Raw genomic sequence first — 15,605 nt, forward strand, 5'->3', positions numbered from 1 at the left:
CGTCAACGCCAAACGGGTTCATCGTATCATGGGCAACCATGCCATGCTGCTCGAGAAACATACGGCCGTTCGCAAAGGCCGCATCCATGATGGCAAGGTCATGGTCATGCGCTCTAACCTTCGCTGGTGCTCGGACGGTCTGGAGTTCACCTGCTGGAATGGCGAGATCATTCGTCTCGCCTTCATCATCGACGCCTTCGACCGCGAGATCATCGCTTGGACGGCAGTCGCCAATGCAGGCATCTCCGGCTCTGACGTGCGCGACATGATGTTGGAGGCAGTCGAGAAACGCTTCCGCGTAACCCGAGCCCCAATGCTATCGAGCACCTCTCGGACAATGGTTCGGCTTACACCGCGCGGGAGACAAGGCTGTTCGCCCAGGCACTCAATCTGATACCTTGCTTCACGCCGGTCGCCAGCCCGCAGTCGAATGGCATGTCGGAAGCTTTCGTCAAAACGTTGAAGCGGGACTATATTCGGATATCCCAAGTTCCGGACGCCCAAACAGCGCTCCGGCTCATCGACGGATGGATCGAGGACTACAACGAAATCCATCCCCATTCCGCGCTCAAGATGGCTTCCCCTCGGCAGTTCATCAGAGCTAAATCAACCTAGCCGACCTGTCCGGTGAAATGGGGTGCACTCCAATAGGTGGGGCCGCCTGCTAGTTAGACTTCGCCTAAAAACATACAAGCAGATGATAGGCGCTTTAGATTTTAGCTTATTAAATTGGGCATTACGATAGAAGTAGGCTTTGGGATGGCTGATCAAAAACGATACAGTCCGAGAATCGTTGGCCAAAGTAATACGGCAATGTCCTGTCTCGGGAGTTGGCGAGCGCAAGCCGATTGGCCGAAGTGGTCGGCGCGTGAAGCCGTCGTTAAGCGTGAACCGCAGAGGGCATCGCATTAGCACCTTGACCGGCTTCTTTCGCCTTGAACCAATTCGAACTTACGACCCGATGTTCACTAAATCCGCAGAACAGACACCAACTCACCAACCTAGCGATTTCGATCAAACCCGTTCATCGGCAGATCAGCCTTTGGCATCGAAACGAAAAAGTGTGCGGTCCGCATAGTTGCGTATGACGTCCTTGTGCGGCGAATTCACTGTGACCGACAAATCGAAAGGTCGTCGCCGAGGATCGAAACTAAGCGGTCTTTCGAAACTGTCGCGCTCAAACCTCGAAAATTGCACCATTAAAGCCCGTGATCAAACCTCTAGACCCGCCCTCGCTTTGCGCGACGTAATGGACCGGGAAGAAACCGGATCGGCCTTAAGAATCAATCGATACGGTCACCCTTTGCGTCGAAGACATGTAACTTATCAGTCGGTAGCCCGACAGTGATGGACTTGCCCGGCTGTAAAAGAGCACGGTCTGATGAAAACAGCTTGAACGGGAGACCATGAACGGCCAGGTGCAGGATGATACCGAGCCCAGTTGGCTCGACAAGTTCTACCTTCGCCTCAATACCCTCTGCGTCTGGAGAAACGACAACGTGTTCGGGTCGAATTCCAAGTGTTATCGTGTCGCCGTTTTGAACCGCAACCTGCCGCCCCAGTGGTAACACGCTGCCATCCGTCAGTGCCATTCCGCTTCCATCTGCATTTTGCACGCATCGGCCCCCAAGAAAGTTCATTCCGGGTGAACCAATAAAGCCTGCGACGAAAAGATTTGCTGGACGATCATAAAGATCAAGCGGTGCGCCGATCTGCTGCACGTAACCGTCATTCATGGCAACGATCCGGGAGGCGAGCGTCATCGCTTCAATCTGGTCGTGCGTCACGTAAACGGAGGTGGCGCGCAAATCAGCCTGCATACGCTTGATTTCCGCCCGCATGTGCTCACGCAGGCGCGCGTCAAGGTTCGAAAGCGGCTCGTCGAAGAGGAAGGCTTTCGGCTGGCGGACAATCGCTCGGCCCATGGCGACGCGCTGGCGCTGCCCGCCGGAGAGCGCCTTTGGCCGCCTTGCAAGATAAGGGTCCAGCCCTAGCTTGCTGGATGCCGACGCTACCGCAGCAGCTATCACCTCCTTGGGACTTTTCCGCAAACGCAGACTGTAGCTCATGTTGTCGGCAACACTCATATGCGGATAAAGCGCATAGGACTGGAAGACCATGGCGATATCCCGGTCCTTCGGCTTGAGATCGTTGACGAGTTGTCCGTCTATAGAGAGCGTACCGGACGTGATCTCCTCAAGACCGGCGATCATGCGCAGCAAAGTAGATTTTCCGCATCCAGACGGACCAACAAGGACAACAAATTCGCCATCTGCAATGGAAAGATCGACGCCGTGCAGCACAGGATGATCACCATAGGATTTGGCGACGCGATTGAGCTCGATGGAAGCCATGGATTTATCCTTTCACCGCACCGGCCGTCAGGCCCTGCACGAGATATCGTTGAATGAGCAGGAAGAAGAGGCATGCGGGAATCAAAGCCAAAACCCCTGCCGCCATCATCTGCCCGAAATCGACCGAGAATTTCGATACGAAGGTCAGCAGACCTACCGGGAACGTCGCGCTTTCATTTCCCGAAATCAGCATCAGGGCAAACAGCAGTTCGCTCCAGGCTGCCGTGAAGACGAAGCCGAGCGTTGCGGCGATACCGGGCAGGGTTAGCGGCAGAATGATCTGCCTGAACGCCATGAAGCGGGTAGCACCGTCAATCATCGCAGCTTCCTCGAGGTCTTTTGGAATGCCGTCGAAAAACGACTGCATCAGGAACGTCGCGAAGGGGACGTTGAACGCTGTGTACACGATAACGAGGCCGGTCAGGCTGTTCGTCAACCCAAGAGGCGAGAGCATTTTGAAGATAGGTGCCACAAGCATCACAAGGGGGAACATCTGCGTCACCAGCATCAAACCAATGATCCAGAATTTCCCGCGAAAGCGGAAGCGTGACAGTGCATAACCGGCAAGCGAAGACAGTATGGTGACAGCAACGGCTGTCGAGCCTGCGACGATGACGCTGTTTTTGAAAAACGTGGGAAAAGCGCTGTTTTCGATAACATAACGATAGTGATCGAGCGTCGCGTGCGAAGGCCACATCCGCACGCCTTCACTGTAAAGCAGGTCGTTGGGGGTGACCGACACTTTGAGGAGCCAGAAAAGCGGGAAAAGCGCAAAAACTATATAGAGAAGAAGCGCCATGCGATGCGTGATAGTGAGAAAAATCCTGCTGGTCATGGATCAATCTTTCTCGATAAGGCGCTGGCGCATGATGACGATGACCATGGAATAGGCGAGCAGAAGCACAAGCAGAGCCAACGCAATGGCGGATGCGTAACCGAAGTCCAGCCGCTTGAAGGCTTGCGTGAAGATGTAGCTCGCAACGATCTGCGTCCGGTCTGCCGGTCCGCCATTGGTCATGACGATGATGAGATCGGCGAAATTGGCAATCCAGACCGTGCGCAGCAAAACCGTAATCGCGATGGTTGGCGCAAGAAACGGCAGAGTGATGGACGTGAAGCGCTGGAGCGGCGTTGCACCGTCGATCGATGCGGCCTCATAGAGATCACGCGGAATGGCCTGAAGGGCGGCCAGCAGCGTGATCGCAAAAAAAGGGATGCCCCACCAGACATTGGCGATGATCGGTCCCCACATTGCCAGATGCGGGTCTGCGAGAATGTTGTTAGGCGCGGAGAGCAGCCCGAGCGACGTCATCCAATGCGGCAGCGGACCAATGACAGGGTTGAACAGCCACGCCCAGTTAAGCCCAGCAAGAAAAGTGGGCACGGCCCAGGGCAGGAATACGAGCGCCTGCACCACGCCACGGCCCGCAAACGGCTTGTCCAGAAGCAGGGCGAGAATAAGCCCGAAAAAGAATTGCAGAAAAACCGAAGCTCCGGTCCACCAAAGCGTGTTCTTCAGCGCGCGATAAAAAGCTACGTCCTGCGAAAGCTCTCTGAAATGGTCGAGCCCGATGAACCCGCCAGAGAACGGGTTGAGCAATTGAACGTCGCGAAAGGCGTAAGACAACCCCAAAACCAGCGGCACCATCATGATGGTGACGATGAGGACGAGGACCGGCGCACTGTACAGCCACGGTTCAGCCGACCGGGCCAGACGCTGTAATGCGGGTTTACGCGGAGCCAGAGGCCGGGCGCTTTGGGTGTAGGACATCGAATGCTCCCCAGCGAAAAACACGGCGAACGGATGCACCATTCGCTAATCTGGACTGTTTCTGAATCAAACAAGCGATTAGGCGGCGCGCGTTGCGACACGCCGCCTTTCTCGTTTATTTCGATTTCAGGAACTTCTGCTGAGCCTTCGTCAGATAGTCAGCCCATTGCTTGGCGAGTTCTTCCGGGGTGATGTCGCCCAGAAGTGCTTCCTGCGAAGTCTTGATCACCAGCGAATCCTTGAAGAACGCGAATTCTTCGAGATACGTCGGCATGGTGGTCGGGACGGCATTCTGGTCGGCCAATTCCTCAAACCAGCCCTTGAACTGCTCACTAGCGTAAAACGGGTCTTTTTCCGCTGACGTGTGAACTGGAAGCGCTCCTGTCTTCTTGTTCCACTCGATGTTGCCTTCTGGACCTTCAAGCGTTTCGATCAGCTTCCAGGACAAGTCCTTGCTCTTGGACGACGCCATCATGGACCAGCCAGCGAAACCGATTGTCGGGAACGTCTTGCCATCCGGCCCCTTTGGCATCGTCATGACGCCGAAATCTTCGGCTTTCATGCGCTGCGCAATGGCAATCAGCGCATCAGGATCCTGATCGAGGAAGGCGCATGTACCTGAATAGAAGCCAGCTACGATCTCGTTGAATCCCCAGTTGACGCTGTCTTTCGGCGCGTAACCGTTCTTGTAGAGATCGACAACATAGGTCAGGCCCTTTACCCAACCGGGGCTGTCAAAGGTAGATATTCCATCCTTGGTGAAAAACTCGTTGGAGCCAGCCATGGATGCGCCGAACATAACCCAGCCGTTCAACCCGCCCGGGCCGCCGCGCAGGCAATATCCATATTTTCCAGGGATAGCGGCAATCTTCTTGGACGCATCCGCGAATTCCTCGAGCGTCTTCGGCGGTTCCTTCACTCCTGCCTGCTCGAGCAGCTTCTTGTTGTAGAACATGGCGCGGAGGTAAAAACCGTAGGGGAGCATATAGGCGGTGTTCTTGACGTCGCGACCAAGCTCCAGCGTGCGCGCGCTCAAACCGGCAGTGTGTTCCCATTTCGCCAGATAAGGTTCAAGGCTTTCGAGCATGCCGTTATTGGCATAGAGCGAAAGCCACGTATCGGGCATTTCAAGCACATCGGGAACGTCGCCCGCCGAAACCATCGTGGCGAACTTCTGGAATGCCTCGCTCCATGGAAGCGAGATGATCTCGACCTTGGTACCGGGATTGGCGGCTTCGAATTTGGAAACCAGGCCCTTCAGGGTCTCGGTGCGTTCGGGGCTCGTGATGACTTCCACGAGTTTCAAGGTGGTGTCCGCCAGTGCCGTTCCGGCCATCAAGACGGTGAGAAGTGTTGCTACTACCAGTTTTTTCATTGCGTTCTCCCAGTTTTTTGTCGTCGTTTTTTAAAGCATCAGGCGGCGGCGGATGCCCCCCTGATCGCAGGTTCGAGATCGTTCCAGAGCGCTTCAGTACCCTCAAGACCGACATGCAAGCGCACGGAGCGCGGGCTGATACCGAACGTATGCGCTGAATTCGGCTGCGCCTTCTGTTCGAGCACCACTTCGCCAGGGACGATCAGGCTTTCATGTCCTCCCCAGGAAACACCAAGTTTGAAAAGTTCGAGACGGTCGGCAAAGGCCCTGACATCCACACCCTCGCGGAAGATGAATGAAAACAGGCCGGATGTGCCGTTAAGGCCCGGCGGCAGGCGGTTAACCAGACCGGGATGGCAAACGGTTTCCACGACATCGAGGGCCTGCAAACGCGAGGCGATTTCAAGCGCCGATTCCTGATGCGCTTTCATACGAATGGGCAGGGTGCGCAACCCGCGGATTAAAAGCCATGCATCGAAGGGAGACATCTTGCCACCCAGATACGGATAGGCCTCAGCACGGATGGTATTGATCATTGCTTTCGAGCCCGCAACGATACCAGACACGACGTCGCTATGGCCGCCGAGATATTTGGAAGCGGAATGCACGACCAGATCAACGCCGAGAGAGAGGGGCTGCTGAAAGATCGGGCTTGCCCAAGAATTGTCGATTACCGAAATAGCGCCGTGCCGCCGGGCAATTTCTGCCAGCGAGCCAACATCATGCGCTTCCATGACCCAGCTCGTCGGGCTTTCCATATAGAAAAGCTTCGCACCGGGCATCGCTTTTTCGACCGCGGCCTCATCACGACCGTCGACATAGGTCACGCCAATGTTCATACGCTTCATCAACGTCCCGAAAAGACGGAAGGCATCCGGATAGACGTGACGCACGGCGACGATACGGTCCCCCGGCGAAACAAAAGATAGAACCGTGGAGGAAATTGCTGCCATGCCACTGGCAAAGCCAAGTGCATCCTCGGCACCTTCGAGCTTCGCCAGCATTTCCTCGAACATCCGAACTGTAGGGTTCAATCCGCGCGTATAAACAGGACGACTTTTCTCGCCGCGATAGGTGGCGACCATTTCGTCATAGCTTGAGAAAGTGAAAAGCGAGGTCTGGACGATGGGCGGCACCACAGCCTCGAAGGCATGCGTTGCATCATGGGCAACGATGAGAGATGCGGGATCATAGAGATCATTGCCTTGGCTCATTTGGACATGTCCTTGATATCTTCCTCGACAATGGCGAGGATTTTCAGCGTTTCTTCACGCGCAGCCACCGCATCTGCTGCGACAATCGCGTTGAAAAGCGTGCGGTGGAAAGGGAAGGAGCGCGCTGCGAAATCTGGCCTGTCAAAAGGTTTCAACCAGAACCGCTCAAAACCTTCACGCATCTGCTCCAGAAGCTGTTTGAAGAGCGAATTATGGGTCGCGTCATAAATAGAGAGGTGAAAGGCAAGATCGGCCTTGCCCGACGTGCCCTCTGCAAGGTGGACACGCTCCATTTCCTCCAGTCGCAGGCGCATGGTCTCCACATCGTCTTCTGTTCTGCGCCGCGCGGCAGCCATGGAAGCCTCGACCTCTATTCCGCGGCGCACCTCCAGCGTCATCAACAGTACATCGCGCTGGCTTGCCGCCTCAATGGAAATGGGCATATGCACGGTTGCACCCGAAATCGGCTTGAGCAGATAGTTACCGCTCCCCTTTCGGCTATCGATCACGCCGAGGGCCTGAAATTTGCGTATCACCTCACGGACGGTGGAACGGCCGACACCGAGAGCCGCCATAAGCTCGCGCTCGGCTGGCAGGCGACTGCCAGCTTTTAGGCCTGCCGTGTTAACGAACTCAGCAAGTGCTGCCTCGACCTGACGTACCCGGTCAATCGCAGGCAAGGGTGTCATCAGATGATTGTCCACCGATTTCTCCACCTCAGAAATCCTAACTCAAACACGTTTAATTGGTCTGACATCTTACCGATTATCATAAGTTAAGGATTTATCAAGACGGTGTTCGATGCGAAATACGTTGGACTCCTCCACTGCGAGTACATCGCATAACACTCAACCGAAAACCGCCGGATCAACGCCAAGGGTTACTTCGTCGCTTTCTGACCATGTTGGTGGGGATGCACAAGAATCTCGAAGGCGCTTCCAAACGCCACGAACGTGGGCGACACCCTCGTCGACCTTATGGGCGAAAACGGCTAGAAGGGCGCGAAAGTGTGGCTGCAATCGATCAAACAACGCAATCACCGGGCGGACACGATCCGAGGATATCAGGGCAGCGCACATGAGGGAGAGCTGACACGCTCCAAGCATCAGCAGTTTCTCGACGCGCTTCCGGCTAAAGCTGCGCCGACGGAGGATGAAGACCGGCTGAACCGATTCGTACCCGACCTAACGAGCCGCATAGGCGCTAAGTTGCAGGGTTTTGCGGACAAATGTGAGTTTGTCGGCGGGCTTGGGGCGGTGGCAGACCAGATTGGAAAAGCAGTCGTGCCAGTGATGGCGCAGGCGATGATATATAGTTTTCGTCCGTCGCGCTGAGAAATCGTCATTATGCCCCTGCTCGAGTCGGGTGCTGAAGTAGCCGGCTCAAATCATTTGTTGGAAATAGAAGCACAGACGTGATGGGGACAAGAGAAACTGGTCGCCATCGTTTGCAGATGCATGATGCTGGCGCTTTTATTGCTCAGTAAGGTCACGAGACCATGACCCTTCACATGACGCAGGCTCTTCCAAGGTTTCGATTTGAGGTCGTTCTGTCAATAGCCACGTTTTGCCGTACCCGATCGACTGAAGATCGGGTACAATGTATCGTCAGCCCGTCAGACTTGCAGCAAGCCACCGTCAACGCATAATTCGGCACCGGCGATGTAGCTGGCGTCGTCGCTCAACAAAAATATGGCAGCCGCAGCCACTTCTGAAGGCCGTGCCATACGACCCATGGGAATCGGAGCAACAATTGCCGCGCGCGTGTCTTCCGCGACAGCAGCCATCATCTTCGTATCCGTTGGGCCAGGTGCAACGACGTTGACGCGTATGCCTTTGGGTGCGAGTTCTGCCGTCCAGGTTCTGGCGTAGGATCGAACGGCCGCCTTGGTTGCGCCGTATGTTCCGTAAGCCGCGTAGCCCGCGCTCCCGGCTATGGACCCGACGAGGACGACCGAGCCGCCTTCTGTCATTGCGGGGAGAGCTGCCTGAAGGCCGAACACCATGCCTCGGACGTTGACGCCGAAGTGGCGGTCGAAGTGCTCCGGCGTCATCTCGGCAATCTGCGAAGGCTCCGCAAGACCTGCATTCAGAACAAGCGAGTCGATACGGCCATATGCTTTGCGGACAGTTTCGACAGCCGTGATCATATCTTCCGGAGAACTTGCGTCAGCGGTAATACCAACCGCGCCATTGCCGATGTCTCTAGCCGCCTTTTCAGCATCTTCACCTCTACGACTGGTGATGAAGACATTTGCGCCTTCGGCAGAAAGTCGCTCTGCAATCGCCAGTCCAATACCCTTCGCGCCGCCAACGACCAAAGCGACCTTGTTATTCATTCGAGCCATCGTAAATCCTTTCACTGAATGGTCTCGACATGATATACGTTGGATATCTGATATCAATTACGCACCTGGAATAGCCTAGATATGGACGAGTATACCGACCTGGAAGCCCTCTCTCACAGCGCGCTCTGCAACATGCCGCCGGTTCGCCCGGTGCTGGACAAGATTGCTGACAAATGGACGATCATGATCCTAACAGTCATCTGTCCCAAACCTTCGCGCTTCAACGAACTCAAGCGGCGTCTCGATGGGATCACGCACAAGGCTCTGGCCGATGCCCTGAAGAGACTCGAGCGAAACGGCCTTGTGACGAGGACGGTGCTCCCAACGCAGCCGATTGGCGTAGAATACGCAATAACTCCGCTCGGCCATTCCCTGCGGGAGCCGTTTGAAGCACTGTGTGCGTGGGCAGCGGCAAACGGCGACAAGATCGAAGCAGCCACACTGACCTATGACAACGCGGGAAATCGACGTTGACGACGTCACTGGGGTCCGTCTCCGGCGCGCGCTATTCGTAATGACAGTCAACCTGCACCCCGCATTTGGCCGACCAATGCAATCGTTATGCCCCCAACCTTCCTCGTTGGCGGAGCCGACATTCACCACAATTGCATTGAAGCTTGTTGCTCGAATCCGTACACGCTGATCGCGCAAATTTTTAATGTTAGCTATAGCCTCTCCCTTTTATTGGGTGGTGTGTAAAGCAAGCATGGAAGCTGACAAAGGAACGCAAATGTCTTTCACCGTAGAGAAAATAATTCCTGCTGCGCGTATGCGCCAGTTCCACCAGACGGTTGAACGCTGCAAAGTGTTTCCCTCTGTGAGGGCGCGACAGCTACCTAGAGTTTTCCGCTCTTGGAGCCCGATGCATCACTTTTTCCCTTGAGAGGGCTGCCCAGAACGTCCTTGTACCAGTTGACCACCCGGTCGATGATGGGTGGCTGGTACCAGGTGATATCGCCATGGGCGGCACCTTCCACAAGTAAGTAATCGACCTTGCTGCCTTTGTTCTTCAAGGCCTTGTAGAGCTGTGCGCTCTGCTTTGGCGAAACGAGAGTATCTGCAGTTCCGTGCATGATGAGGAAAGGCGGCTTGCTACCTTCGACATGACCCATGGGACTGGCCTGCAAGGCTTTTTTGGGATCACTGGTGATGGATGCGCCGGCAAAATCGGCAAATGCCGGGCCGTTGACCAGCAGGGTCTCGGTGACCGCCGGCGATTCATGGACCTTTGCGATTGGCTCAGGAAAGCCATCGCCGATATCAAGAAGATTGGAGAGCCCGTAGAGCGTCACGACCGCTTGAACATCGGAGGATTTGTCGAGGAACTGGCCAGCGTCGAATGCTGTCTCGCCATTCGTCATGCCAAGCATCTGCGACACATATCCACCGGCTGAATCGCCCAGCACGCCGATGCGGGTGGGGTCGATACCATATTCGCTTGCATGTTCGCGCAGATAACGAACGGCAGCCTTGCCGTCCTGGACCAATGCCGGGAACTTGTTGGGAACCGTGCGGTATTGCGCGGCTGCGACCACGAAACCGGCTTTGGCAAGCGCCATCCGCAGATCGATATATTTCTCATGTTCCGCAGAGGTGAATCCGCCGCCCGGAAAATAGATGATCGCTGGCTTCAGATCATCGCTGCGAGGCACGAGGAGAGACATTTCAAGCTGAGTGATGGACCGCAATTGTTTGATCTGCGTGTAGACCACACCGCTCATCGCATCGATCTGGCCTTGCGTCTTTTCCACGCGAACGACCTGCGCACCTTCTGTGTAACCGGGTAGCGACGTTTTATCGTCAGCCTGGGCCGAACCGTTGATGATCATTGCTGCTCCAAAAAATATGGTGCCAAGAAAAACCGTGCGCGTGGTCTTCATGTCTACGTCTCCCAAATCGTGTTGGATTGCTTAAAGGTCAAAATGTGGACGGCCAGGGACTGCCAGGCAAAGAGCGAACTGGCGGCTTGAGGCCGCCAGTTGTTTGCATCAGCCCTGCTCTTTGAGAGCCGTCTTCGGTGCTGCCGATCCGATGGATCGCAGTCCCAGCACCAAGATTGCGATGGCGGCGACGGTGGAGCCGAAACCCATCAGAAGGGCGACGGTTGGGAGGGACGCGCCGTTGGCAAACAGCATGCCGGCAAGGATCGGGCTGAGTGCCGCACCACCGCGACCGATGCCGATGACGAAGCCGGTGCCGCTTGCGCGGACCTCTGTCGGAAATGCTTCGGCAAAGATTGCGTAAAGGCCAACCACGGCAGCGTTTGTGGCGCATCCGGCAATGGCTGCCAAAAGGGACAGTTGCACGAGATCCGGTGCGCTGCGCCCGAAAAGGGCAACGAGAGCTGTCGCGATCACCATCACGCCGATTGTCAGGTTTCGCACCGCGAAACGCTGGCTGAGCAGGCTGATGACGACAGATCCGACGATACCGCCAATATTGGCCCAGACAAGAACGTTACCGGCAGCCGATGGCATGAAGCCCATATCTGCTACGATTTTCGGTGCCCATTTCAGGATGAAATAGAAGGTCATGATGTGGAAGAAATAGGCAAGGGTCAGGCACACCGTCGCCACGATCAATGCCGGGGCGAACAATTGCATGATGCCGGGTTTCAGGCGTGCCGCATCCGGTTCCGGCAGGGCGGGAATGCTTTTGCGACCCATGCGTTTCAGGACGCCGTTGACGCGTTCAAGCGCACCCGCCGGACGGCGCTGGATGAGCCATGGAACGGTTTCCGGCAGGGTGAAATAGACGAGCGGAATGCAGAACGCAGTCACGATTGCCCCGCTGGCAAAGACGGCTCTCCAGCTGTAATCCACCAGAAAATGGGAGACGAGCGCGCCACCGACGACGGCACCGATCGGATAGCCGGTCGCCATCAGCGCAATCGAGAAATTGCGGCGTTTCGCATTGGCATGTTCTGCCGCAACCGCATTGGTTGCCGCCAGCATGCCGCCGATACCAAGACCCGTCAGCAGCCGCCATGCCGACAGCGGCACGATGCCCGAGGCTGTTGCCGCCAGGAACATTCCGCTGGCCATCAGGACCAGGCTGGACAGTACGGCGGCGCGACGGCCGATCCGGTCACAAAGGCTTCCCAGCCAGACGGAGCCAATTGCCATGCCGATGAGTTCCATCGACAGAACGATGCCGAGCGCACCCCTGTCCATGCCCCAATCCTTGGCGATGCCGGGCGAGGCAAAGCTGATGGAAAGGACATCGAATCCATCGAGCGCGTTCAGCAGGACACACAGACCGATGGCCCAGATCTGCATCCGGCTCATCGGCGTATCCGCGATGATATGTTTCGGATCTTCGTTCATGAATGTTCCTCCCTCAAGGTTGAAATCAAATGCCCTGCCCCCTCCCGGAACACAGGACCCTGCCATCACGGCCGCGAAAGCTTCCGCGGCGTTGGGGCGATAAGGATCGTTCGCCGCACGGGCAGACCATTCACCTCAGTCGCCCACCATCATCAGCGCATCGAGAATGATCGCGCCCTTGCGTCCGGGATAGACGACGACCGGATTGAGGTCGATTTCGCGGATCGACGGTTCAGCCCGGAGAATATTACCGAGACGGCTGACGATGTCGGCGACGGCCTCGACGTCGCAGGGCCCAGCCCCGCGAAAGCCATCCAGCAGGGCCGCGCATTTCAGCCGCCTGATTTCGTCGATGATTGCCTCCGGCGTCAGGTCCGGCGCGAGCAGACGGACGTCTTTAAGGACTTCCGCCTGAACACCGCCAAAGCCGACCAGAATGACCGGACCCCATTCGGGATCGTTTCGCGCGCCGATGATCAGTTCAATGCCGCGTGGGCTCATCGTTTCCACAAGAACGCCATCCAGCACGAGCCCCGGCCTGTGGGCGGCAATATTGGCCGCCAGTTCCGCCCAACCTTTGGCCACAGCCGCATCGTCGGACAAGCCAACAATAACCCCGCCCGCATCGCTCTTGTGAGACAGATCGGCAGACTGGGCTTTCAGGACGACGGGATAGCCGATTTCCGTTGCGATGCGGCATGCATCGTCCGGCGTCGTGGCAAGCGCGCCTTCTGGGAAAACGAACCCGGCCGACCTCAAAATGTCCTTGGCTTTGTATTCCGGAACTATAGCCGTGCCACCGGGCGATCCGTCCAGAGTCACGGACGCGGAGCTACTTGCGTCGAGATTGCGGCGGGCGCGTTCATCTATCCTGGAAACCGCGCGCATCACCCGGTCGGTGGATGGGAAATAGGCGATGCCGCGCTCGCGAAGACCATCCACATAGGCCGTCTGGATCGGCGCGCCCTCATCCAGACCGGCGACGATGACGGGTTTTCCAGGCTTCAGCTCTTCGATGGCTCGCAGAATGGAGGGAAACTTCAATGTGCAGGTCGCCGCATCCGTCTGGATGATGCCGAGCACGATGGTCTGGACGCGGTCGTCGGCGAGAAGGGCGGCGAGCGTGCGCCGGTACAGGTCCGGATCGACCAGCGACTGCGCCGTCAGATCGACAGGATTGCTGACCGGCACGAAGGGTGGAAGGGCCGCCCGGAGATCCGGGCTGTCCTCGTCAGTCATGGTCGGCAGCGGCAAGTTGAGCGCCTCGGCCATATCGAGCGTCAATGCCTTGAAAGCACCGGATTCACCCACAACAGCCGTGCCACCGCCACCGATCCTGCCATAGCGGGCGGTGAGTTCGAGGCAATCGCCGAATTCCTCGAGCGTTTCAACAAGAATGACGCCGATCCGTTCGATGCTGGTTTTCATGACCTGATAATCGCCGACCATGGCACCGGTGTGGGTGGCGGCCGATTCCCGTGCGGCGCTGCTGCGGCCGGGATGCAGGAGAACGATGGGCTTGCCGGCTGCGATACAGCGCGGTGCGGCTTTCAGGAAGCGTGCCGGCTTGCGGAACTGTTCCACCACCATGCCGATGACGTGGGTGTTGGGATCGTCAATCAGATATTCGACATAATCCTCAACGCCACTAGCCGCTTCGTTTCCGGTGGAGATCGAAAAGGATAGGCCAAGCCCTCGTGCGAGCAAGGTCGTATCGACAACGGCGGCAATCGCACCGGACTGGGAAACGATGCCGATGCCGGGACGTCCGTCGAGCCGGATGTCGGGCGTCTCGATGAATGTCAGAGGAATGCCATCAACGAAATTGACGAGACCGAGGCAGTTCGGTCCCTCGACGATCATGCCGCTACGCGCGGCAATGGCGGCGATTTCCTGCTGTTCGGCCAGTCCTTCAGGCCCGCCTTCCGCAAAGCCGGCAGAAAAAATCACCACCGATCCGGTCTTGCGCAATGCCAGCGCGTTCACAGCCTCCAGCACGGAGACGCGCGGGATTGCGAGGATTGCAACATCGACACCCTCTGGAAGATCGCTGATGGCTTTCAGGCAGGCGCGACCGCCGATTTCCGCCCGGTTGGGATTGACGAGAAAGATTTCGCCAGGAAACCGGAGGCGGTCGAGATTGGAAAGAACCGACGCGCCAAGCGCGCCGGGCTTGTCGGATGCGCCGATGATTGCCACGGAAGCAGGCCGAAGCAGGCGGCCTATGGCATGGGCAGGCAGGAACCGGATGTCTTGATCCACAGTCGTTTCTCCTCCGCAGCACCGCGCGTCAACAGGGACGGCGATCGTTGCTGCACTCAGTTGATGGTCTGCATCGCCTCCCGGTGCGATGCATCTTCGGTCTGTCTATGCTTTCGACTTCGACCGATCATAGGCACCAAGGCCCGGCTTGTAGCTTTTCTCATCGATGAACTGCCGAATGCCTTCCTTGCGACCTTCATTGTCGTAGCTGTTGGCGGCTTCCTGCGCGCGGACCAGATAGTCTTCCGCTTCCTCGTAGGTCATCACACCGACACGTCGCACGGCATCCTTGGTGGCCTTCAGGGCGACCGGGTTCTTCTTCAAAAGCACCTGCGCCACCTCGGTGACACGGGCCTTCAACTGGTCGAGCGGCAAGGCCTCGTTGACGAAGCCCCACTCGGCAGCCTTGCGGCCATCGATGTTTTCGCCCGTCAGCGCGTGATACATCGCGTTGCGGAAACCCGTGAGTTCAAGCGCCACCTTGGTGGCCCCGCCACCCGGCAGGATGCCCCAGTTGATTTCGGACAGGCCGAACTTGGCCTCTTCCGCCGCGAATGCCAGATCGCAGGCAAAGAGCGGACCATAGCCCCCGCCAAAGCACCAGCCATTGACCATGGCGATGGTGGGTTTCTGGTACCACCGCAGACGACGCCACCAGCCGTAGCTTTCGCGCTGCGCCTTGCGTGTGCCGCGGAGGCCCTGGCTTTCGGTTTCGCGAAAATACTCCTTGAGGTCCATGCCAGCCGACCAGGCGGTTCCCTCGCCTGTCAAAACGAGAACGCCGACATCCTCGGAAAATTCGAGCTCATCGAGGACTTCGAGCATCCGACGGTTGAGCGCTGGGTTCATGGCGTTGCGCTTGTCGGGACGATTGAAGCTGACCCAGGCCACGCGGTCGATGATTTCGAAGGTGACGGTGTCCTTGTCCTTGTCCTGGCTATGCAGATCCATGGTGT

13 protein-coding genes and 1 pseudogene are annotated in these 15,605 nt (G+C 57.1%); 3 read left to right on the top strand and 11 right to left on the bottom strand.

Going from position 1 to position 15,605, the window contains the following annotated elements:
• Positions 1-615: pseudogene (locus DSM25558_RS19570) on the top strand (IS3 family transposase); the annotation flags it as partial.
• Between the two features lie 668 nt (positions 616-1,283).
• On the opposite strand, the gene DSM25558_RS19575 reads toward DSM25558_RS19570, so the two are convergent.
• From DSM25558_RS19575 to DSM25558_RS19600, 6 genes are all read right to left on the bottom strand, one after another.
• On the bottom strand, positions 1,284-2,354 hold the full coding sequence (locus tag DSM25558_RS19575) for an ABC transporter ATP-binding protein (protein ID WP_077106372.1): 1,071 nt from the start codon (positions 2,352-2,354) through the stop codon (positions 1,284-1,286).
• A 4-nt stretch (positions 2,355-2,358) separates the two neighbouring features.
• Positions 2,359-3,189, bottom strand: a complete 831-nt coding sequence (locus DSM25558_RS19580; protein WP_077106373.1) for a carbohydrate ABC transporter permease — start codon at positions 3,187-3,189, stop codon at positions 2,359-2,361.
• 3 nt (positions 3,190-3,192) lie between these two features.
• Entirely contained in the window at positions 3,193-4,125 is a 933-nt protein-coding gene (locus tag DSM25558_RS19585) for a carbohydrate ABC transporter permease (protein WP_077106374.1), read from the bottom strand.
• Positions 4,126-4,240: 115 nt separating this feature from the next.
• The gene (locus tag DSM25558_RS19590) at positions 4,241-5,500 is read right to left on the bottom strand and encodes an ABC transporter substrate-binding protein (protein ID WP_077106375.1); all 1,260 of its coding nucleotides are present in this window, start codon (positions 5,498-5,500) and stop codon (positions 4,241-4,243) included.
• 38 nt (positions 5,501-5,538) lie between these two features.
• The gene (locus DSM25558_RS19595) at positions 5,539-6,714 is read right to left on the bottom strand and encodes a PLP-dependent transferase (protein ID WP_077106376.1); all 1,176 of its coding nucleotides are present in this window, start codon (positions 6,712-6,714) and stop codon (positions 5,539-5,541) included.
• Positions 6,711-7,403, bottom strand: coding sequence for a FadR/GntR family transcriptional regulator (locus DSM25558_RS19600; protein ID WP_077106437.1), 693 nt, complete (start codon positions 7,401-7,403; stop codon positions 6,711-6,713). The genes DSM25558_RS19595 and DSM25558_RS19600 overlap by 4 nt, the downstream gene beginning before the upstream one ends.
• Before the next feature lie 318 nt (positions 7,404-7,721).
• On the opposite strand from DSM25558_RS19600, the gene DSM25558_RS19605 reads away from it, so the two are divergent.
• Positions 7,722-8,048, top strand: coding sequence for a hypothetical protein (locus DSM25558_RS19605; RefSeq protein ID WP_077106377.1), 327 nt, complete (start codon positions 7,722-7,724; stop codon positions 8,046-8,048).
• 281 nt (positions 8,049-8,329) lie between these two features.
• Here DSM25558_RS19605 and DSM25558_RS19610 read toward each other — a convergent pair whose 3' ends face one another.
• The gene (locus DSM25558_RS19610; protein WP_077106378.1) at positions 8,330-9,061 is read right to left on the bottom strand and encodes an SDR family NAD(P)-dependent oxidoreductase; all 732 of its coding nucleotides are present in this window, start codon (positions 9,059-9,061) and stop codon (positions 8,330-8,332) included.
• Positions 9,062-9,142: 81 nt separating this feature from the next.
• On the opposite strand from DSM25558_RS19610, the gene DSM25558_RS19615 reads away from it, so the two are divergent.
• Positions 9,143-9,535 (top strand): winged helix-turn-helix transcriptional regulator, encoded by a 393-nt coding sequence (locus DSM25558_RS19615; protein WP_077106379.1) that lies wholly within the window; start codon positions 9,143-9,145, stop codon positions 9,533-9,535.
• A 362-nt stretch (positions 9,536-9,897) separates the two neighbouring features.
• Here the strand turns inward: DSM25558_RS19615 and DSM25558_RS19625 are convergent, their stop codons facing one another.
• From DSM25558_RS19625 to DSM25558_RS19640, 4 genes are all read right to left on the bottom strand, one after another.
• Positions 9,898-10,941 carry an alpha/beta hydrolase gene (locus DSM25558_RS19625; protein WP_181013840.1) on the bottom strand — a complete coding sequence of 348 codons (1,044 nt, stop codon included), beginning with the start codon at positions 10,939-10,941 and terminating at the stop codon, positions 9,898-9,900.
• A 108-nt stretch (positions 10,942-11,049) separates the two neighbouring features.
• On the bottom strand, positions 11,050-12,387 hold the full coding sequence (locus DSM25558_RS19630; protein ID WP_077106381.1) for an MFS transporter: 1,338 nt from the start codon (positions 12,385-12,387) through the stop codon (positions 11,050-11,052).
• 135 nt (positions 12,388-12,522) lie between these two features.
• Positions 12,523-14,649, bottom strand: coding sequence for an acetate--CoA ligase family protein (locus DSM25558_RS19635; RefSeq protein WP_077106382.1), 2,127 nt, complete (start codon positions 14,647-14,649; stop codon positions 12,523-12,525).
• 105 nt (positions 14,650-14,754) lie between these two features.
• The gene (locus tag DSM25558_RS19640; protein WP_077106383.1) at positions 14,755-15,600 is read right to left on the bottom strand and encodes a p-hydroxycinnamoyl CoA hydratase/lyase; all 846 of its coding nucleotides are present in this window, start codon (positions 15,598-15,600) and stop codon (positions 14,755-14,757) included.
• Positions 15,601-15,605 lie beyond the last annotated feature (5 nt).

Origin of the sequence: Agrobacterium sp. DSM 25558 (assembly GCF_900100825.1) — a bacterium.
Classification (GTDB): domain Bacteria; phylum Pseudomonadota; class Alphaproteobacteria; order Rhizobiales; family Rhizobiaceae; genus Agrobacterium.